Raw genomic sequence first — 20,996 nt, 5'->3', positions numbered from 1 at the left:
TTCCTTCGTTAATATGGCATTAGGATTCTATCTATTAATTGCAATTCTCCAAGAAGTTTTTATACCGCTGATTTAATAATTCTACAGTATCATTCATTAATTTTACTGCAATCACATCTACATTCCTCTGCTTCCAATCTTCTAAATTGGTTCCTTTAACCCATTGATTGAATGCCCCGAGAGCAGGTCCGCAATGTATTTGATAGTCAACTTTATTTTCCTCACTTCCTCCTAAAGCCAATCGAGTACTATAACCAAAATACCACCGAAAAATGAGGGCCATTTTGTGCTTAGGATTTCGTTCTGCTTTTTCGATTTCTTCAGCAGGATAAAAGGATTTAATATCTTGATATACATCACTAAAGCTTTTTTTAAAATATTTTTCCTGTATCTGTACCTTAGTTTTTTCATCAATTTCGTCCAATGAATTATACCTCCGGTACAATTCATACAATTTATTCGCCCGTATGGGAAAGAATAGTCCCTTTTTTAATACCTGAATTTTGGCACCCATTTCAAACATATCGCCTGCAGGCGCATAATCCGTATCCTGAACATTCATCTGCTGCAGCAGATCTTTTACGTTGCTGCTTGTAGATGCCTCCACTGTGCACTGATTAATGGAACCCGTCACAATAAAATCTGCCCCCATAATAAAGGCTGCAGCTGCAGCCTCGGGAGTCCCAATGCCTCCGGCTGCGCCAACTCGCACTTTTTTCTGGTATTGATATTTTTTCATCATCTGATCTCGCAGCGTAATCATTGCCGGTATTAACGCAGAAGCTACTCCTCCATCTGTATGCCCTGCCGAATCCGCTTCTGCACAAATATCATCAGCCATAGGAACCGCCTTTAACAGATCCGCTTCTTCCTCTGTAATTTTCTTTTCTGCCAGCAGCTTCGCAACAATCCGCTCCGGAGCAGGGCTAAAGAATGCTTCTGCCACTTCCGGCCGTGATACTTTAGCAATGATCCTGTTGAATGCAATAACTTCGCCTTGGAGATTTCGCGTCATTCCTTTGGCCCGATATTTAACCAAGGCTGGAGTAATACTGATAAAAGCCGCTGCTTCCAGAGTTTTCACACCATGTAATAAATAAAGATCTACTATTTCTTCTTCTTTTTTAGGATCAAGTGGATTATGAAGCAAATTCATCCCATAGGCCTGTCCTTCGGAAAGCTCCTTTTGAATATATTGAATAGCCGCTTCAATTTGTGGGACGTTTAGACCACCAGTTCCAAGAAACCCCATCATTTTTGCCTTACCCATTTTTACTACCATTTCTTTTGAAGCAATTCCCCGATACATTGCACCAGTCATATAGGCATATTGAATATTATAGTCTTTCTTAAACGCAGCACTTCCCAAAGATGATGGGGATATTCCCTCGAATTTTCTATTATTTTCTTTTGCTTTTTCATTATTACTTTTCTGATTATGTACCTCGGCTGTTTCTGCCTCAATTAAAAAAGATGCTCTCTCTGGCGGTATAGAAAGATCATCTTTTTGCAAATCATTCTTGCTTTCAATATCTGTAAGAATTAACGGCTGCGCTTCTCTTTTAATTCGTCTAATCAATCCTGTTAAGACATTACCAGATCCAATTTCTACAAATTCCATTTCTCCAAGTCCCATCAGGTATCGAATACTTTCAGTCCATTTAACTGGTTGAGTGATCTGTTCAATTAGGTTCTGCTTCACAGCGAATTGTTTGTAGGGTCTGGCATAAACATTTGAAATTACAGGGATATGCAGATCAGAGAATGTAAAGTCCTGCAAGAATATTTCAAATTCCTTTCTGGCTTCCTGCATATAGCGAGAATGAAATGCGCCGCTTGTTTTCAGTAAAAGAAACATTTGCACCTCCTTCATTCCTTCAAAAATAGGCTGTGCATCTTCAATATCTTTTCTTAATCCAGAAATTACAATCTGCGTAGGTGAATTATAATTTGCAATATCAATCGTCAGCATATTATTTTTCTTTAAAGCATCGGATATTTGTTCTTCATTTAGACCAATCACTGCTCCCATGCCGCCTCCAACAGCGCGGCTCATAAGTTGTCCCCTCTTTTGTACAAGTTTTAATCCCGTCGTAAAATCAAATGCTTCTGCAGCAAATAAGGCATTATATTCCCCCAAGCTATGGCCAGCAACATAATCGGGTTCTTTTCCTGTATCTTTAACTTTTTTAAGATAACCTAATGCATTCACTACATACAAAGCAGGCTGAGTATATTGTGTTTCACCTAAATTTGAATCTGCATCTTCCAGACAAAGCTGCTTAATTGAATAACCCAAAATCTCATCTGCTTTTGCCGTCAATTCCTTAAATTCATCAAAAAGTGATCCCCCCATCCCTTTACTCTGGGAACCCTGACCGGGAAAAACATATGTAATCATGCACAATAAACCCCTTTCATAATTTAATTTAATGATTCCATTACTTTTTGTAGTGTCCTGACATCCTGTCCAAAAGGAGTTAAAATAGTATACACTTTTGACTCCGAGTCAGAAGTTAGGTTTCTTTTCACAAAATTAGCCAATGTTCCAGATGGACCTAAATCAATATACACAAACTGATTACCTGCTTCAAGCCTTTGTATCGTTTTTTGAAAATCAATCGGCTGCCGAAGTACATTCCAAAAATGCTCTGAATCAATGTCGTCAATGCTGCCAGCTGATACACATGATATGAAAGGTATCTGAGGATGATTGAATGTTAAATTACTTAATTTTTTCTTATATTCCCTTGCTATCGGTTCAATATTGGCAGAATGAAAGCCATACCTTACAGGAAGTGTCTGAAAAACAATTCCCTCCCTCTTTAAATATGCTTCTACAGTTATCAATTCATCACGATAATTGCCGGATATAATAAAATGGGAAGAATAATTGATCGCAGCAAGCTCAAAATGGTCATGGATAATAGAAGTTTGCTTATATAATTCAGGATTATGAACAATCGCTGTCATACTTCCTGGCTGACAATCACTCTGGATTAACGCAGACTGAATCAGGAGACATTCTAATGCTTTTTCCAATGATAATATACCAGTAATCGCTGCTGAAACAAATTCTCCTAAGCTTGCTCCTAACACATAATCCGGTTCTATCCCATTTTCTATGCATACTCGCGCTAAGGAATATTCCACCATAAAAATAGCAGGATGCGTGTAGGACAGCTTATCAAATACTGTAGATCTATGTATTGCTGGGTTGTATATTTCTTCTAGAATGTTAATTCCAGCATTTTGCTGTATTATCTGATTCATTTTAGACATCCAATGCTGAAAAGTTAAATTCGTTTCATACAGCTCCCTGCCCATATGATAATATTGCGATCCTTGGCCTGAAAACATAAATACTTTGGATTTTCCCAAGCATTTTTCTCCTTTCCAACGATATGTTCTTTCTTATCTCTTTCTTTCAACCTCTGCAGCAAAATTCAGGTCCTATTTCTACCATTGCATTAGCTCATAGGAATAGACATGTCTTGTTTTTTTGCTTTTTGCCTGTCAATCTCTTGGCAATCCGTTCAACAGCCACATATAACACTGGAATAATATCTAACTTTAACAAATTCTACAATTAGAATCGCATATGCTTAACATAAAGCCCTTCCTTTCTGATACGAGTCGTTAAAAGTTAAAATTAACTAGGATGAGCAAACAAATTATCGCAATGTAAAAAATATTCCGTAAATAATGGATATGATCTTCTGAATCGCTAACGGTCTTATGTATTTTCTTTTTTAGCATTTATCAAAATACCTTCCAACTCTATGATCTTTTTTTCCTCTAATATTGGTACTTCTACAGTAATACGCCGATTTCTGCTGGAGAATTTTTTAATCATATGCTCAAATCCCAGTAATGGCCCATCGATCACCTTTATTTTTTCTTCTGTTCGTTCTATTTTGCTTACTTCAACGATTCTTCCATAATCCATCAGCCCCTGAAGCAGTGTTCGTTCTTGATAGGATATGGGGACTAAAGATCCTGCACTTCTCACAAGTCTGACTACATTAATTTTGTAGGCACGCAACAAGCGATCAAATTTACTAATATCTTTTTTATTTACCGATACGAATAGGTAACCCTCAAATAAAGGTCTGATGATACTGACGACCTGTCCACTTTTTCGCCATCCGATTCTCCTTTTAGGGCAAAAAACTTCAAAATCTGAAAATACTTCCATTTTTTTTAAGATTGATAAAACTACTTCTTCTTTTCCACATAAAGTGCGCAGCACGTACCAGTCCATAGTTCCCCTCCTAAAGCTTCTTCTTCTTGAAACGTTTTATACAATACACATTATTTGAATATTGTGCTTAGCTTAAAATCATACAGATAGAAGCATCCTATGAAGGAAATAAAAAAGATGAATCAGCTTTTTTATTCTCTATTACCAATCTGACACCTAAAAACACTTTGAGACAAAAAAGATATCCATTCATACCTCAATATATGATTTATATCAAGGAATAAATGGACTTCTCTTTATCTCTAGTCCAAGGTTATATATTTTTTCTTAACTCCTTACTTTCTATTTATTGCTATATTATAGATGAAATTCCTGCACATAAGTCTTACCTCTCTACTACAGGCATAAGCAGGTCACTGCTTCCAAATAGACATAGACATTCCACGAGCATAAAATCGCCCTTTATAATACTAAGAATATAATTTTTTCCCTTTTTCTCGACTAGCGCCTCCGCAATCGAAAATTTCGGAAAATTGTCGTTATATTCTAATTATATCATTTATTGAATATTTTACCATGGGTTTTTTTGTCATTTTTTGTTAAGTTTCATCTATTTATAAAAATTATCTATCTCTAGCCGGATTTATTTTACTTTGTAATGGTTCATTTTTATCTATTTCTACATATTACTCAATTTATATATAAAAATGCCTCTTACTATGCCAAGTTGTATGTTCATTCATACATTTTGTATAGAAGAGGCATTTATGCTTACTACAACCCTATGACTACTTCCCAAAATTCTTGATCGTCTGTTCAATGGTATCATCAGCTATTCCGCCGTGAATTGGAACAACAATATGATGCTGAGCCATTAAAGAGCTCTCTACGGCAACCGCTGCTGCTATAGACAAATTTATTCCCCATTCTGCTTTTCCATCATCACCAAGCATCCCTGCCAAATTGCCAATCACATTTTTCATGGACTTTGCAATCATTGTGCTATCACCATTCATCAACCAAGTAATGGCAGCACTGGCACCTGCCGCGGCTGCCATGGCACAGCCACATAAAGCTGGTAAATGCTCGATACGAACTTTTATATAAATAGTAATCCCAAGGCTAATGGCAATAGCCCTGGCTAACCGTTCTTTGGAAACGCCCATTTTTTTACCTATGGCATACACGGGAAGAATCGCTGTTATTCCATGATTTCCACTGCCTGCGCAGCTCATAATCTTAATGTTTTCACCAGACATACGGGCATCAGCAGCCGCGGCCGTCAACATCTTTGCATAATTGACAATATCATCCGATAACACACCCTCTGCTATTAAGGAGTGAAAGAATGCTCCAATACCCAGGCCCATTTTTTGGGCAATACCAATTTCTGCGGCAAAACAATTCATTTCTACACCATCCAGCAGAAACTCCATCTCATACCAAGGCATCTTCTCAACGATGGAAATCATCTCTGCAATGCGTATTTCATCCCCTTGAAAAACAGTACGATCCTTCTCAGTATCTCCACTCGCATCTTGTTTAAAAACAAATTGTCCATTTTTTGTAATACTGACTACATTAGCATGTGTATCTTTGATAATAACATGACACTCTTCCTGACCGAATCTTAGATATGCTTCAATCCATAAACCCTTTTTGCTATCATCAATGGAGATGGTAACGTCTTTTTGTTTTAAAAATTCTTTTCCTTGATCCAGCTCTTCAGTCGTTATACTCGCTAATATAGATAGTTGCTTTTCAGGTTGTCTTTTTATGGCTCCTAGTACTGCTGCAATCTCCAAACTTGTTTCCTTTGTACCGGGAATGACTGCAGCAGCACCATCTGTATTCACCTTTGCATTCACAATGATGGAAATGCTGTCGAATCTTCCGCCTAATGTCTCACTGGCATAAGCAGCAGCCAAAGCAATTGCCCCAGCCTCCAGACTCCCCACCGTTGGCAATACCTCAGCTTTTAGTATATTCAGCAACAAATTGTAATTCACAACCCATTACCCCCATTCACGACCGTATCATTATGCATCAAATGCTACATTGGTAATCCCAGAAATATTTAAAAGACCAACTGTCAATTGATTCGTTTCTACTTGCTTAGGAATATATACCGTAAAGACTATTTTAAGCAATTCTTTTTGCTCCCGAACTTCTACATTTCGAATTTGGATGCCATATACACCCAGTATGGAAGCAATTTTTCCGATTTGCCCAGGTGTGTCAATGGTTGTAATCGCTAACTCCACAAGGGAATGATGATCTTTTTTTTCAATGCGAGATAAAATGCTTAATGTCAGAAACACAAAGCCCGTCGTCATGAAAGCCCCCATGTAATATCCGCTGCCTACAGCCAAGCCCACACCGGATACCACCCATAAGCTGGCTGCCGTTGTCAATCCTCTAACTGTAGAGCCTTCTTTCATAATACTGCCTGCACCTAGAAAACCAATACCACTGACTACCTGGGCTGCCAGCCGGGTAGGATCGGCATTTGTATAGCCCTGTACCGATGCATAGATTTTAATTGACAAGATCATGATTAAACAAGAACCAATGGACACCAAAATATGCGTCCTGAGCCCTGCCGCTTTATGATGTGATTCCCGTTCATAGCCAATAAAACCGCCCAAAAAACTGGCCAGTAATAGTCGAATCGCCATCTCCCACTCGATTAACATATCCTAACCCCCCTTGTGTGCATCAAAGGTGCAAAATAGCCTCATATAAATCACAATATCTAACGTATAGTATACATTCTTTTCTCACTACACACAATCATTGCCTATTTAATAATCAGGCAAGAAAATAAATGAACCGCAGAGGCGCAAAGAGCACAGAGAAATAATAAGAGACGTAACTACAAGTTACGCCTCTTATTTTTCAATACCGCTTACGTTTTGCTGATGAGGGGATATTCTGTTCCTCCCGATATTTAGCTACAGTCCGCCTAGAAATTTTCATTCCATGTTGACAGAGAATCTCTGATAATGCTTGATCACTAAAAGGATCAGAAGAATCTTCTGTATTAATTAATTCTTTAATCTTTTGCTTCACTTTTGTTGCCGATACATCCTGACCACCATCACTGCTTTGTACAGCTGTCGAAAAAAAGCTACGCAAGCTGACGAGCCCATGAGGCGTATCAACATATTTATTAGCAATTGCACGACTTACGGTAGATTCATGAACTTCTATCTTTTCAGCTACTTTTTTCATGACCAAAGGGCGTAAGAATTTTGCTCCTTTATCAAAAAAGTCCTGCTGCAGCTCAATAATTGCTTCCATCACATTATATAAAGTGCGACGGCGCTGTTCAATACTCTTAATCAGCCAAACGGCAGAGTTTAAACGGCCTTCAATAAACTTCTTGGACTCACTATCAGCATCAACCGCCACACGGCGATAATAAGGATTAATAGTCAATTTAGGAACACTCGTGTCATTTACAGTAATCACATACTTGCCATTTACTCTTTCCACAGTCATATCCGCCACGATATAACTGCACTGGTCATTACCAAATGCGCGGCCTGGTTTGGGATCAAAAGTACGAATCACATCTACCGCTTGTTGTATTTCCTGAGGGCTACAGTTTAGTTTTTCTGCAATTGCTTTATACTTACCCGCTGCCACCTCGGGCAAATAATGACAAATAATATCTTCCACCAGTGTAGTATAAGTGCCTTTTTGCTGACACTGCAGCAATAAACATTCTTTTAAGTCCCGTGCTCCTACACCCATAGGATCAAATGTCTGGATCAGGTTAAGAACTTCTAAAACCCGATCTTCGCTTGTGCCTAAGGTATCCGCAGCTTCTGACAACGTACCGCATAAATAACCATTTTCATCAATGCAGCCAATCAGATAATGCCCTATTCGTTTGGCAGCCTCATCTCGTACCGCCAAATGCAATTGGAATTCCAAATGTTCATGCAAAGAAACATTGTTCTTGACGAACTTTTCTACAGTAGTTTTTTCATCATCAACTACCATATACTCGGACTTCTTATCAATTCCTTGATTAAAGTAATCATCCCAGTTCAAGTAATCATCCAGTTGTTCTTTTGGATTTTCATTTACAGGATCTGCTTCAGGATCATCAACCTCTTTTTCCGCTATCTCTAATACAGGATTCTCCATAATTTCTTGTTCGATCATATCTGACAATTCCAAAGCAGAAAGCTGCAAAATGGCGATTGCCTGCCGTAGTTCAGGTGTCATCATTAACTTTTGGTTCAATTCTAATTTAAGACCATAACCTAGGTTGATAGGAATCACCTCCTATAGCTTATTCAACATATGCGCGGCAATTGATCACCTACCAGCATATCCAGTAATCGAACACCGCCAATCCTGGTACGTAAGCCAACCTGTCCACGCGGTTCCTTCACAACGGTGCCAATCACTCGCGCCTCACTCCCGTAAACATGCTGCTGCATAATATCCAATACTTGATTTGTCGACTCGGGTTCCACAAAAACAATCATTTTTCCTTCATTCGCCAAATACAGCGGATCAAAGCCTAAAATATCGCATGCAGCCTGAACAGCTGATGATATAGGAATATGAGTTTCCTCCAGCATAATACCGACCCCCGATTGCAAAGCAATCTCATTTAGAGTTGTTGCAAGACCGCCTCGGGTTGGATCTCGCAACACAGCTACCTTAGGTACTGCCGTCAGCATCTTCTCTACTAAGCCATTGAGTGGCGCACAGTCACTGCGTACACTTTGCGGAAACTGCAATCCATGTCGTTCTCCCATTACCGCTAAGGAATGCTCACCTAGATAGCCGCTTAAAATAATATTCTGTCCAGGCAAAGCGTTTTTACCTGAGATGTGAATACCATCCATGATCTTGCCAATACCAGCAGTATTGATATAAATACCATCCACCGCTCCTTTTTCCACGACCTTCGTATCTCCGGTTACAATATACACGCCAGCTTCCTTGGCAGCTTGCTGCATGGAGGCAACAATACGCTGTAGATCAGCGATAGGAAAACCTTCTTCCAGTACAAAACCAGCGCTTAAATACAAGGGAAGAGCACCATTCATCGCTACGTCATTTACTGTGCCGCATACTGCCAGCTTGCCAATATCTCCACCAGGAAAAAACAAAGGTTTTACTACATAAGAGTCCGTAGAAAAAGCCAATCGGCATCCGCTGATATGAAGCTGAGCCCCATCATTCATTTCTCCTAAGATCTCATTGGCAAAAGCAGGCCACATTACATCTTTTATTAAATCATGACTTAACTTCCCGCCGCTGCCATGGGCTAGCTGAACACGTTCATTACTCACACCTGCCACCTCCCTGCTCCGTACTTATACCATGCTGCACAAGTACCTTCTACAGACACCATACATGATCCAATGGGATGTTCAGGTCTACAAGCTTTTCCAAACAAAAGACAGGCCGAAGGCTGGAGTAGTCCGCGCAGTACTTTTCCGCACTGACACTGGCTGGCTTCTTTTGTCTCCTCTACTATTATAGGTATGTTCAAAAGAGCATCAAATGCCTGGTATTTTTCTCGAATGGACATCCCTGAATTAGGAATTTTGCCAAGTCCCCGCCACACAGCATCCGTTTGCTGATATACCTGCGACAAAATAGTACAGGCAGAAGGATTGCCTTCTTTGGGTACAATGCGACTGTACTGATTCTCCAGCCTTGCTGTCTGATCGTGAATTTGCAGCATGAGCATGTACACCGCTTGCAAAATATCTAATGGTTCAAAACCCGCTACAACCCCTGGAATATGATATTCCTTGCTTAAAAAATCATATGGCTGCAGCCCAATGATAGCACTGACATGACCAGGCAGTAAGAAACCATCGACATGACTTTTACCTGATGCCAGCAGAGCCCTAAGAGCAGGCGGCACTAATTTATGAGCTGACAAAACATAAAAATTAGTTAGATGTGCCTCATCCGCCATTAAAATTGCTGCAGCTGCAGTGGGAGCCGTTGTTTCAAAGCCAACTGCCAAGAAAATCACCTTTTTACCTGGATTCTTTGCAGCAATTTCCAACGCCTCCAAAGAGGAATACACAATACGGATATCAGATCCTTGCGCTTTTTCTTTAGCTAATGTAGAAGAAGAACCAGGTACTTTTAGCATATCCCCAAATGTCGTAATCATAACATCAGATTTTCTGCTATAAGCAATCGCAGTGTCTAAATATTCATTTGGAGTCACACACACAGGGCATCCTGGACCGCTAACCAGTTCTACATTTTCCGGCAGCAGCTGACGAATACCAGACTTAAAAATCGACACGGTATGAGTACCGCATACTTCCATTAAACGAAGAGATCTCCCACTGGCTAATTTTTCAATTTCCCTAGTAAAAAAAGCAGCAGCTTTTTTTACTTCTTCATTTGTCATGCTCAGCATATTGTTCCAACTCCTTGAATAGGGCCAAGGTTTTTTTTGCTTCTTCCTCATCAATAACCTGAACCGCAAATCCTGCATGCATTAATACAAAATCTCCTACCTGAGCCTCGGGCAAAAGCATAACACTCACATTTCGCGTCACACCCCCTACTTCAATCGTAGCCAACATATCCTGCCTCGCTAGAATTTTTCCTGGTACAGCTAAACACATAGGATCACCTCTTTCTCATACATGCTCCAGCCACAGCTGCCTGCCCGAAAGCAAGACCCCCATCATTAGGCGGAACAAGCTCATTCGTATACACACTCATACCCTCTTGTTGCAAGATTCCGAATACTTTTTTTAAAATAGTCGTATTTTGCCACACGCCGCCACTGAGTGCGACCTTTCGTATACCTGTATCTTCTTGTATTTTCTTAACCATAGTGACAACCGCATCTGCTATGGTTGCATGAAAACAAGCTGCTAAAAAATCAACTGAACTTCCTTTACGAAGCGCTTCTGTCAGGGCAGCAAAGGTAAGCATAAAATCTAAAATATAGGGACTTGTCTGAGAAATTTCATAGGGCAATACATCTCCATATTGCTTGTGCCCAGCTCTTTCTAACGCAATGGCTCCTTGCCCTTCATAGTGGATGGTATGACAAATGCCTAATATTCCTGCAGCAATATCAAATAAGCGGCCTGCACTCGAAGTCAGCGGAGCATTAATTCCCTTTGCAGCGGCCTGTACCATCAACTCCCAGCCTGGAGACAAATTATGACACAGTTTGATATCAAAAGCAGCAAACTCTTTTCCATATAGATTATATAACACCCAGGCCGCTATGCGCCATGGTTCTTTAATGGCTTTTGCACCACCAGGCAAAGGTAAATATTTGCAATGACCAAGACGAACAAAATCTGTGCTATCAGCTACTAAGAATTCTCCCCCCCACAAAGTTCCATCGCATCCATAGCCAGTACCGTCAAAAGCCACACCAATCACCTTTTCGCAAATATCATGCTCTGCTAGTACAGACGCAATATGGGCATGATGATGCTGCACCCCTAGATGGGAAATAGGCAAAGATAAGGCATATTTTGAGGCTAAATATTCAGGATGCCAATCATAAGCGACTAGAGCAGGTTCAATGGAAAATAGTTGTTTATAATGTTCAATAGCAGCAAGATATGCCTCATAGGTTGCCATATTCTCTAAATCTCCCATGTGACTACTCATAAAGGCAAAAGACCCGCGCACTAGGCAAAAGGTATTTTTAGCTTCGCCACCAACCGCCAAAATAGACGGTATTTCCTGGGAAATTTTTATTGGTTTAGGAGCAAATCCTCGACTACGCCGCAGTATTTGTCGCCTGCTCCCCACTATTCGTACCACAGAATCATCACTTTGCTGAAAAATTTCCCGATTATGCACCAGAAAATAATCTGCAATCCGTCCTAATAATTGGAGGGCTTCTTGATCTTTATATACAATTGGCTCGTCACTTATATTACCGCTGGTCATTACCCATACATCCTGGTCTGCCAGCAGCAGCCAATGGACCGGAGCATAAGGCAGCATCACGCCCAGAAAATCTGTGTCTGGCGCAACACTCTGTGCTAAATCAGAACCAGTCTTTTTCGCTAATAACACAATGGGGCGCGAGGCACTGGTAAGCAGAATTTCTTCTTCCTTTGACACGTCACATAATTGTCTGATTCTCTCTATACTACCACACATAAGGGCAAAGGGCTTATCTTCTCTGATTTTACGAGTTCGCAATTGACTGACGGCTTGTTCCTGGCGAGCATCACAAGCTAAGTGATAGCCGCCAATACCTTTTATTGCCACAATATTTCCTGCTGCAATCAGCTGTCTGGTTTCCCTGAAGACATCACAAGCAATCGGTGTTCCCTCCCTCGTAAGAAGGCGAAAGGCAGGGCCACATTCCGGACAAGCATTAGGCTGGGCATGAAACCGCCTGTCACCGGGGTTATCATATTCAGCTTGGCAGCTAGGGCACATAGGAAACGTATTCATCGTGGTAGCAGCGCGATCATAAGGAACATCTTTAATAATGCTATAACGTGGACCACAGTTTGTACAATTGATAAACCCATAACGATACCGCCTGTTCTCAGGGTCTGTCATTTCCCTTAAGCAATCAGAACAAGTAGCGACATCGGGAGAAACCCATGCTTTCTTTTGCGTCTCTTCCCTACTGTACCTGATTATAAATTCCGTATCTCCAAGCAGACTGACTGGATTGACAATCACTTCCTCCACTACTGCAAGAGGAGGCGCAGAAATGCTTAGTTCCTCAAGAAAGCGCAAAACTGCTGGAGAATCCCCTTCTGCCTCAATTTCGACCCCCTGGGAGTTATTCAGCACCCAACCCGTTACGTGATAACGATGTGCTAGATTATAAACAAAGGGGCGGAATCCCACCCCTTGTACAATACCTCTTATGTGTATGGCAAGACGCTGCATAGTATTGTCCCCTCTACTATTTTCCGCTTTCCAATCTTAATATTGCCTGAATCATTAAGGCACATTCCAGTCGTTTCTTTTGCAATTCACAGCCAATTTTATAGGGAATATTAATATCCTTGTTAAATAAGTCTGCATTTGCATGACAGCCGCCGCTGCAATAAAACCGTGCCCAACAGTCACGACATTCGCTTTTATTTAAAACATGGCTCTGACGAAACTGGTCTGGTAAGGTAGTGTTTTTTACACCCTCAAACACATTACCCAGTAGAAATTCTTCCCGTCCGACAAACTGATGACAAGGGTATAAATCACCTTCAGGCGTTACAGCAAAATACTCATGCCCAGCGCCACAGCCACTTAAACGCTTTGCGACGCAAGGACCATTATCAAGGTCTAAATTAAAATGAAAAAACTCAAAACCCTGCCCCTTACGTTTACGCTCTAGATATGCTCGTGCCAATAGATCATATTGAGCGAACAATTGAGGAAGATGCTCTTTCGTAAGAGCATAATCACAGTCCTGGGCTACAACAGGCTCCACGGATAATTGGGTGAATCCTTTATCAGCGATATCTAATACATCCGCAGCAAAATCTAAATTATGAGCAGTAAAAGTGCCTCTCAGATAATAATTCTGACCGTTGCGAGACTCAATGGTTTTAGTTACATTTTTCAAAATCATATCATAACTGCCGGCACCATTTACAAAGGGACGCATATTGTCGTGCACTTCGCGCCGTCCATCTAAGCTAAGTACCAGGCTAATATTATTATCATTCAGATACTGGTTGATCTCTTCATTTAAAAGCACGCCATTGGTCGTCAACGTCAGTTTAAACTTCTTACCAGTCTCTTTTTCACGACGACGAATATAAGATACTGCATGACGCACTGTACTCATATTCATAAGAGGTTCACCGCCAAAAAAGTCAATCTCGCTATTAATGCGCGGTCCACTGTTTTCAATAATGAACTCTACCGCTCTTTCAGCTACTTCCTTACTCATCAAACCACGGGTATGTCCAAAATCTCCTGTCCCAGCAAAACAATAGTTACAGCGTAAATTACAGTCATGAGCTACATGTAAACACACCGACTTCACTAAGGCCTTCTGACTAAAATGCAGCGGTACATCTACCATCTTGGAAAATAATTTATTCTCATCCATTAATTGATGCAGTTCTGATAAAACTTCCCTTATTTCTTCAACCGCGTAATGAGTAGAGAATTCTGCCAATACCGCTTCATCATTACTGCCATCAAAAACATCCATCATGTCATAAACCATTTTATCTACAACGTGGACAGCTCCACTGTTAATATCTAATATAATATATAGACCATTTAAATAAAACTTATGTATACTCATTTTTGTTATTCACCTTTAAGCCAAATTATTTTATTTGTTAAGTCAGGAAAAAAGTTGAACCACAAAGGCACAAAGGACACAAAGAAATACCATTCTGTCGTCTTTCCTTTGTGTGCCGCGCTAGCGGCATTGCGCCTTTGTGGTTCATTCAATTTTAAAATCAAGCCCTCTGCCCATTGGGACAGAGGGCTGTCTTGACGGTCTACTTTTGGCAGACCTGATTGCCAACGGTGCATGATGTCTTGCAGGCCGATTGGCAGGAAGTCTGGCACTCTCCACAGCCACCAGTATGTACAGTTTCCTGTAAAGAAGCTTTATTAACAGTAATAATATGCTTTGCCATGATAAATCCCTCCTTGCCCATATTTTTATTTCTTGCTTTACCTATTTTATACGTTTTTGCAACACTAAGCAATAGCTATTAAAAATTGCCTTATCGATATCAGAATTCCTAAAAAAACGCTAATACACCCATTTTTAACCGCAGAGGCGCAGAGAACACAGAGAAAATATAAATAAGGTTAAACCTCCCCCTCAGCGTACTCTGCGCCTCTGCGGTTAATCATTCTTCCTTATTTTCTAGCACGCTTGGGGTCCTCTTGTCATTACGAGGCACGAAGCAATCTCTACTTACTACTATGCCTGTGCTTGGACGGCTGTCATGGCAATGACTCCAATAATGTCTTCTGCCTTGCAGCCTCTTGATAAGTCATTAATCGGTTTGGCAAGTCCCTGGGTAACAGGTCCATAAGCTTGGGCTTTTGCAAGCCGCTCCACAAGTTTATAGCCAATATTTCCTGCATTGAGATCCGGGAATATCAGCACATTGGCCTTGCCTGCTACAGTACTATTTGGCGCTTTTAACTTAGCCGTACTGGCAACCAATGCTGCATCTACCTGCATTTCCCCATCAATAAGCAAAGTAGGTGCCTTTTGTTTTGCTAAGGCAGTTGCTTGTACCACCTTTTGGGTGAGGACACTATTGGCACTGCCATAGGTTGAATAGGAAAGCATGGCGACAATAGGGGTAACGCCAAGCAGGTTCTGCATGGTGTGAGCCGATGAAATTGCAATTTCAGAAAGCTGTTCTGCATTCGGGTTTTCATTTAAACCACAATCCGAGAATAAGAATACTCCATCCTCTCCATATTCACAATCAGGTATTACCATAATAAAAAAAGATGAAACTAAGCTGGTACCCGGTGCGGTCTTAATAATTTGCAGGGCAGGTCTTAATGTGTCTGCCGTAGAATGAATGGCTCCCGAAACCAATCCGTCTGCATCATTATGTTTAATCATCATGTTGCCAAAATAAACGGGGTCTTTCAGCGTCTCCCTTGCCTCTTCTATTGTAAGTCCTTTGGACTTTCTTAATTCATAAAAACCTTGGGCATATTCTTCGCGTTTTTCTGCCGCTTCCACATCAATAATGGTAACCTGAGATAAATCAATATTCCCAGCGGCTTTCAAGATCTCTTCTTTACTTCCTAGCAAAATAATTTCAGCAAGTCCCTCTGCCGCTGCAACGCTGGCGGCGGTCAAAACTCGTAGGTCAGTCCCTTCCGGTAAAACGATTTTCTTTTTACTGAGTTTTGCTTTTTGCTTCATCTCATCAATAAAACTCATCACTAACCCTCTCCTCGTTTCTCAATTATCACTTTGATTCGAAAGCATAAAAAAACTACTTGACGCAAATGGAGTTACAACCTAATTTTATTATATCATACTTTTTCGACACTAGAATGCTTTATACTACATTTTCCGTCCCATCGGTATTTTTCCATATCCACGCATCCCTCTTTGGTAAATGTAATTCCCTCTGCTTCAAGCAACTGACGCTGCACATCTTTGCCGCCAAAGGCAAAACCATCCGTAAGACTGCCATTTTGAAAAACGACTCTATGGCAAGGTAATGCCCCATGATAAGGATTGCGGTGCATTGCATAGCCCACCGCGCGAGATGCCCGGCAATTTCCCGCCATAGAGGCAACTTGACCATAAGAAACTACTTTTCCTTCCGGGATATGACTGACGATTTCATAAACTTTACTGTTAAATCCCATAAAAATCACCTTCGTATTCTAATAGTAGTTTTATTATATCTTCAAATGATCCGTTTGCCATCATCCTAATAAAATAAAACACTTCCAAGCGGTCACAATAGGGTGATCAAGCGCTTTATGCCTGTAGCTTTATTTTCAATCATTATTTCTTAGGGATCTACTAATTTTGCTACAAATTAGGCTTTATTTATACGCCATTGCCTTCATGTCTTTATTGAGCTCACCACCCATGTCTTTAATTGCTTCTAGTGCGGAATGAATTTTTCCAATCGACATTTCTTCTTCTTTTGATTTATTCGACGCCTGCATAAATACATTTTGATTATAATCAATGACTCTTGCTAATTCTTCTAAAGTTGGTGCAATTTTATTTACAAAGCCTATGATTTCCTGAATTGAAAAATGGATTTTTTCTGTTGACGTTTTGCTCTCACCTGCTAATTTTCCGTTTTTATTCTTTATAACATCTACAAAAAACACAAACCCTTTCATCAAAAGTCTTATAAAAATACCCCTTGTATGATACATTTTTCTAAAATGTATCATACAAGGGGTTCTGTTCGATCACAGATGACTCTTTTTCAATTTTCTTTCCAAATACTACATAACTAACAGCAATTATGCCGTAATCAAATGCTTGCCATCCTTAATGACTAGCTGGCCATCAATCGTCAGGGTAGGACTCAGCAGGATGCCATCCAAATGCATCGGCACCTGACATGTACCGCCAAATCCGAAATTATTGCCCAAAGCAATATGAACAGTTCCCATAACCTTTTCATCTTCAAGAACTCGCCCAGACAGGATCGCCTGATCATTGGTACCAATGCCCAATTCCGCAATATTACAAGCCAATTTACCATACTCGTTCAACATAGCTTCCAGCTTTTCAGTCTCTCTGCCGCCTTCTACTTTAGTTACATAGCCTTTTTCTACAGTAAGTTTAATGGGTGATTCCAGGACACCAATACCTGCCATGGCGCCATCAATAATGATGATGCCTTCTGCCGTTTCCTCAACAGGCGCGACATAGGCTTCACCTGCTGGCAGATTGCTAAAATCACCTGCTGCATGATTGATGCCTGTATCTGCATGGCCTTGTCTGCCTGCGATGGATAAAGTCAAGTCAGTACCAGCCAATGTAGAAATATGTACTGCTTTGCCATCGCTAAGCAGCTTGGCAAACTGTTGGCTTAGCTCTGCAATATGCTGATAATCAGCACTTAACGTACGCTGCATGATATCTTCTGTAATGCCAGGCAGAGTAGCAATCCGCGCCCCCTTTTGACTAGCATCTTTCCGAGCTTTAGTATGGGAGAAAGAGCAAGAGGTGGCACCTAAAATGACATCAGCATGTAACATTGCCACAGCAATAGCGGGTGGTGGCTCTACACCGTCATTTTTACGTGGCAGCATTTCAACATATAGAGCCTCCGCTCCAGCTTCCACAGCCTTTTCCCATAATGCTCTCCCAACATTGCGGGTTGGCTCGTCAGTAACCACAAGAACGGTTTCTCCCTTTTTAACCGCCATACATTGGCGGATTGCAATTTCTGCACTTTTTTCCAAATGCTTTGTCATAATCTCATCATCCTCATGTCAAGTTATCGTTCTATTGTTGTCAAAAGATACTTGGGCGTTTTTCCCTGGTCGTGTTTAACAACCAGCCCACGGCTAATCATCTGGCGCAGCACCGCATCAGTAGCGGCCCGGGCATCTTCCACTTGCAGCTTGTAGCCTTGCAATTGTCCCCCCACACTAAGATCACCAATCGATTTAGCAATTTCTTTCAACGTCGCACCATGAATCTGGCTGGCAAGGAGGGCCTGAATTCTAGCTTCAATTGCCTGCCCCATCTGAGCATGTAAACGGCGGGGAGTGCTGCGGGACTTTCGATACCCCCAGACATACAAAATAGCTCCCATTGCAGCAAACCCTAACGTTCCCATTATAAAACCTTCGATAGGCAAAACAATCCCCCTCCTTTGCTAATCCTGCAGGCTAATTAGTTTTCTGCCAATTAGAATTCTTAAAAAAACAATCAGCCGCTCCATGACAGGTTCTGCTTCCGTACCAAACTCTTCACTCATTAATCTGGCAATATCACCCACGGTGTACTCACCATTACAGTGAAACCAGACAAAGGAGCCATAGGAATCAAGATTAAAATAGGTTTGTGCCGGTGTCCGAAAAAAGCGGGTGCAAAGTTTACTAATCCAATGATTATGGTGAACAACCAAACGTGATTCATTACCCATTTCAGCCGCCACATGGGGGCGACCGATGGGGCGTTTCAACAATAAATTATTTCGCTGTTTCATAAACAATTTCCTTCAAGATTTTTTTCGTTTCCCAGAAATACAATTTTTCTAATTTTCTTTATCCAACTTATAAGTCAGACAATGCCGCAGGAAGGCAATTGCCAATATTACAAAAATCCCCATAGATACTTCATTAAGCATACCGCCCCACTTCATATCCATAGAAAGATCAACCCCTTGGTAAACCAAAAGTGCCAGAACAACGCCCATTAATGAGTCACCTGCGATTAAACCAGAAGCGAGTAATATACCTTCTTCTGTACGTCTTTTTAATTGATCTGCATTTTTTATTACCTTCGTCATAATTAAGCTAAGCAGACCACCAGTAGCAATCGCTGCATTTAGGTGGATTGGCAGATACATACCTACTGCAAAAGCCAACACAGAAATTCCCAACAATTCAGCAACAACTGCCACAGAAGCACCGATACCAACTAACGCCCAAGGCAAAGAACCATCAATAACACCCTTAACAACCAGTGACATCAATGTAGCCTGTGGTGCGGCCAATTCTTTCGTGCCAAAACCATAAGCACTATTTAACATTGTCAGCGTCCAACCAATAACAGCAGCTGATGCAACAACACCAATTAAGAGAGCATATTGCTGGCGATAAGGAGTGGCACCAACTAAAAAGGCTGTTTTTAAATCCTGAGAAGTATCTCCCGCCATTGCAATGGAGATACAAACTAGAGCGCCAATGCTAAGAGCTGCCAGCATACCTTCAATACCAGTGAAACCCATTGCTTTTAGCAAAACACTTACTATTATCAAAGTACCAATAGTCATTCCAGAAACCGGATTACTGGAAGAACCGATTAGACCTACGATACGGGAAGACACAGTGGTGAAGAAAAAACCAAACAATACCACCATAATCCCTCCGATCACGCCCATATGAAGCTGAGGCAGGAAGGCACATGCAAGAAAGATAACGACTGCACCAATTAGAATAATGGACATCGGCATATCTTTTTGCGTTCTAAGATTTTCGTCAGCAGAACCGCCGCCTTTTGTCAGCCCCCCAAGAGAAGCCTTAAAAGAACTAAAAATGGTAGGTAAAGACTTAATCAGGCTAAACAGACCGCCTACAGCTACGCCGCCTGCACCAATATAGCGAATGTACTTACTCCATAGATCCCAATGATCCATTTGGGAAATGGGTGTAGTTGCTGGAAATACCGGTGCTGTTAAGCCGCCGCCGAAATAAGCAATCAGCGGCATAAGGACCATCCAGCTAAGAAAGCTGCCAGCAAACATAGTAAAAGCCGCCCGGGGTCCGATAATAAAGCCTACGCCCAGCAAAGCTGGCAGAACATCAAATCCGATAGCCGCGCCTTTGAGACCCGGAATCGGCCACTCAGGGTTTTCATTCCAAATACCCATGGCCCCCATTAGAAATTTATACCCTGCACCTATACCAATTCCAGCAAATACTGTTTTCGCACCAGTACCTCCTTGGTCACCTACAACCAGCACTTCTGCACAGGCCGTACCTTCTGGATATGGAAGATTATGATGTTCATCCACAATCAAATAACGACGTAACGGAATCATGAGTAACACGCCAAGAGAACCACCAAGTAATGCCATCAATGTCATTGTCATCATATCAGGTGCGTATCCCCATAGGAACAGGGCCGGCACTGTAAAGATCATACCTGCAGCCACAGCTTCACCCGAGGAAGCAATAGACTGGGCTACCGTGTTCTCCAAAATCGTTCCTCTTTTTAATATTCCTTTCAAGATCCCCATAGAAATAACTGCTGCCGGAATGGTAGCGCTTACGGTCATCCCAGCCTTTAAACCTAAATACGCATTCGCCATACCGAACACAATTGCTAAAATAAAACCGATAATGATTGCTGTTGCTGTAAACTCCGGAATGACTTTGTCTGCTGGTACGTAAGGAACATACTCCTTCCCTGACACATTCAGATAATCTAACCTTCGTTCTTCACTACTCATCGACTATCCCCCCTTAAATTAGTATTACAATACTGGCAGAATAATCATACTTCTTAGAGGGAATATATGTCATTGTCACTATGGCACAAAGAAAAACATAGTACACTTGTTACAAAGTTACAACGTACTATATCTTTAGCGTGCTCATTATACATACTTTGGTTTTATACTAATTC

The 20,996-nt window shown here is 41.1% G+C and carries 19 protein-coding genes; all 19 read right to left on the bottom strand.

What is annotated here, in order from left to right; genetic code table 11:
* Positions 1-34 precede the first annotated feature (34 nt).
* Positions 35-2,401: an ACP S-malonyltransferase gene (gene fabD / locus JBW_RS04290; RefSeq protein WP_007957527.1), complete on the bottom strand. Its 2,367-nt coding sequence runs from the start codon at positions 2,399-2,401 to the stop codon at positions 35-37.
* Positions 2,402-2,424: 23 nt separating this feature from the next.
* Positions 2,425-3,381: an acyltransferase domain-containing protein gene (locus JBW_RS04285; protein WP_007957529.1), complete on the bottom strand. Its 957-nt coding sequence runs from the start codon at positions 3,379-3,381 to the stop codon at positions 2,425-2,427.
* Positions 3,382-3,736: 355 nt separating this feature from the next.
* Positions 3,737-4,264 carry a transcription termination/antitermination NusG family protein gene (locus tag JBW_RS04280; protein WP_007957531.1) on the bottom strand — a complete coding sequence of 176 codons (528 nt, stop codon included), beginning with the start codon at positions 4,262-4,264 and terminating at the stop codon, positions 3,737-3,739.
* Between the two features lie 728 nt (positions 4,265-4,992).
* On the bottom strand, positions 4,993-6,213 hold the full coding sequence (locus JBW_RS04275; protein WP_007957533.1) for an L-serine ammonia-lyase, iron-sulfur-dependent, subunit alpha: 1,221 nt from the start codon (positions 6,211-6,213) through the stop codon (positions 4,993-4,995).
* A 30-nt stretch (positions 6,214-6,243) separates the two neighbouring features.
* Complete coding sequence (locus JBW_RS04270) at positions 6,244-6,900, bottom strand: MgtC/SapB family protein (RefSeq protein ID WP_007957534.1); 657 nt, start codon at positions 6,898-6,900, stop codon at positions 6,244-6,246.
* Positions 6,901-7,102: 202 nt separating this feature from the next.
* Positions 7,103-8,500 carry an RNA polymerase factor sigma-54 gene (rpoN, locus tag JBW_RS04265; RefSeq protein WP_007957536.1) on the bottom strand — a complete coding sequence of 466 codons (1,398 nt, stop codon included), beginning with the start codon at positions 8,498-8,500 and terminating at the stop codon, positions 7,103-7,105.
* A 14-nt stretch (positions 8,501-8,514) separates the two neighbouring features.
* On the bottom strand, positions 8,515-9,525 hold the full coding sequence (gene hypE, locus JBW_RS04260) for a hydrogenase expression/formation protein HypE (protein WP_007957538.1): 1,011 nt from the start codon (positions 9,523-9,525) through the stop codon (positions 8,515-8,517).
* Positions 9,522-10,622, bottom strand: coding sequence for a hydrogenase formation protein HypD (hypD, locus tag JBW_RS04255; RefSeq protein WP_007957540.1), 1,101 nt, complete (start codon positions 10,620-10,622; stop codon positions 9,522-9,524). Before hypD ends, hypE begins: the two co-directional genes overlap by 4 nt.
* Positions 10,603-10,833, bottom strand: a complete 231-nt coding sequence (locus JBW_RS04250) for a HypC/HybG/HupF family hydrogenase formation chaperone (protein WP_007930390.1) — start codon at positions 10,831-10,833, stop codon at positions 10,603-10,605. The genes hypD and JBW_RS04250 overlap by 20 nt, the downstream gene beginning before the upstream one ends.
* 4 nt (positions 10,834-10,837) lie before the next feature.
* Entirely contained in the window at positions 10,838-13,096 is a 2,259-nt protein-coding gene (gene hypF, locus JBW_RS04245; RefSeq protein ID WP_007957542.1) for a carbamoyltransferase HypF, read from the bottom strand.
* Positions 13,097-13,112: 16 nt separating this feature from the next.
* On the bottom strand, positions 13,113-14,468 hold the full coding sequence (gene scfB, locus JBW_RS04240) for a thioether cross-link-forming SCIFF peptide maturase (protein ID WP_007957543.1): 1,356 nt from the start codon (positions 14,466-14,468) through the stop codon (positions 13,113-13,115).
* Positions 14,469-14,670: 202 nt separating this feature from the next.
* A complete protein-coding gene (scfA, locus tag JBW_RS23935; RefSeq protein WP_017531201.1) occupies positions 14,671-14,811 on the bottom strand; it encodes a six-cysteine ranthipeptide SCIFF in 141 nt (46 codons plus the stop codon).
* A gap of 293 nt (positions 14,812-15,104) precedes the next feature.
* On the bottom strand, positions 15,105-16,094 hold the full coding sequence (pta, locus tag JBW_RS04230) for a phosphate acetyltransferase (protein ID WP_007957545.1): 990 nt from the start codon (positions 16,092-16,094) through the stop codon (positions 15,105-15,107).
* Between the two features lie 95 nt (positions 16,095-16,189).
* Positions 16,190-16,531, bottom strand: a complete 342-nt coding sequence (locus tag JBW_RS04225; protein WP_007957547.1) for an MGMT family protein — start codon at positions 16,529-16,531, stop codon at positions 16,190-16,192.
* Between the two features lie 183 nt (positions 16,532-16,714).
* Positions 16,715-17,077, bottom strand: a complete 363-nt coding sequence (locus JBW_RS04220; protein ID WP_007957549.1) for a hypothetical protein — start codon at positions 17,075-17,077, stop codon at positions 16,715-16,717.
* 72 nt (positions 17,078-17,149) lie between these two features.
* Positions 17,150-18,112, bottom strand: a complete 963-nt coding sequence (locus tag JBW_RS04215) for an aminopeptidase (RefSeq protein WP_007957551.1) — start codon at positions 18,110-18,112, stop codon at positions 17,150-17,152.
* A gap of 23 nt (positions 18,113-18,135) precedes the next feature.
* The gene (locus JBW_RS04210) at positions 18,136-18,501 is read right to left on the bottom strand and encodes a hypothetical protein (RefSeq protein WP_007957553.1); all 366 of its coding nucleotides are present in this window, start codon (positions 18,499-18,501) and stop codon (positions 18,136-18,138) included.
* 18 nt (positions 18,502-18,519) lie between these two features.
* The gene (locus JBW_RS04205) at positions 18,520-18,852 is read right to left on the bottom strand and encodes a PqqD family protein (RefSeq protein ID WP_007957555.1); all 333 of its coding nucleotides are present in this window, start codon (positions 18,850-18,852) and stop codon (positions 18,520-18,522) included.
* A 48-nt stretch (positions 18,853-18,900) separates the two neighbouring features.
* Complete coding sequence (locus tag JBW_RS04200; RefSeq protein ID WP_007957557.1) at positions 18,901-20,820, bottom strand: OPT family oligopeptide transporter; 1,920 nt, start codon at positions 20,818-20,820, stop codon at positions 18,901-18,903.
* Between the last annotated feature and the right edge of the window lie 176 nt (positions 20,821-20,996).

This window comes from Pelosinus fermentans JBW45 (genome assembly GCF_000271665.2).
GTDB classification, from domain to species: Bacteria; Bacillota; Negativicutes; order DSM-13327; family DSM-13327; genus Pelosinus; species Pelosinus baikalensis.
This window is presented reverse-complemented; position numbering and strand designations above follow the sequence as displayed.

Excerpts from the sequence above, each read along its gene's own strand:
- JBW_RS04215 (WP_007957551.1), bottom strand. The coding sequence starts at position 18,112 with ATGACAAAGCATTTGGAAAAAAGTGCAGAAATTGCAATCCGCCAATGT.
- pta (WP_007957545.1), bottom strand. The coding sequence starts at position 16,094 with ATGAGTTTTATTGATGAGATGAAGCAAAAAGCAAAACTCAGTAAAAAG.
- JBW_RS04250 (WP_007930390.1), bottom strand. The coding sequence starts at position 10,833 with ATGTGTTTAGCTGTACCAGGAAAAATTCTAGCGAGGCAGGATATGTTG.
- JBW_RS04280 (WP_007957531.1), bottom strand. The coding sequence starts at position 4,264 with ATGGACTGGTACGTGCTGCGCACTTTATGTGGAAAAGAAGAAGTAGTT.
- scfB (WP_007957543.1), bottom strand. The coding sequence starts at position 14,468 with ATGAGTATACATAAGTTTTATTTAAATGGTCTATATATTATATTAGAT.
- scfA (WP_017531201.1), bottom strand. The coding sequence starts at position 14,811 with ATGGCAAAGCATATTATTACTGTTAATAAAGCTTCTTTACAGGAAACT.
- JBW_RS04220 (WP_007957549.1), bottom strand. The coding sequence starts at position 17,077 with ATGATACATTTTAGAAAAATGTATCATACAAGGGGTATTTTTATAAGA.
- JBW_RS04205 (WP_007957555.1), bottom strand. The coding sequence starts at position 18,852 with ATGAAACAGCGAAATAATTTATTGTTGAAACGCCCCATCGGTCGCCCC.
- JBW_RS04270 (WP_007957534.1), bottom strand. The coding sequence starts at position 6,900 with ATGTTAATCGAGTGGGAGATGGCGATTCGACTATTACTGGCCAGTTTT.
- JBW_RS04225 (WP_007957547.1), bottom strand. The coding sequence starts at position 16,531 with ATGGGATTTAACAGTAAAGTTTATGAAATCGTCAGTCATATCCCGGAA.
- hypD (WP_007957540.1), bottom strand. The coding sequence starts at position 10,622 with ATGCTGAGCATGACAAATGAAGAAGTAAAAAAAGCTGCTGCTTTTTTT.
- JBW_RS04200 (WP_007957557.1), bottom strand. The coding sequence starts at position 20,820 with ATGAGTAGTGAAGAACGAAGGTTAGATTATCTGAATGTGTCAGGGAAG.
- fabD (WP_007957527.1), bottom strand. The coding sequence starts at position 2,401 with ATGATTACATATGTTTTTCCCGGTCAGGGTTCCCAGAGTAAAGGGATG.
- hypF (WP_007957542.1), bottom strand. The coding sequence starts at position 13,096 with ATGCAGCGTCTTGCCATACACATAAGAGGTATTGTACAAGGGGTGGGA.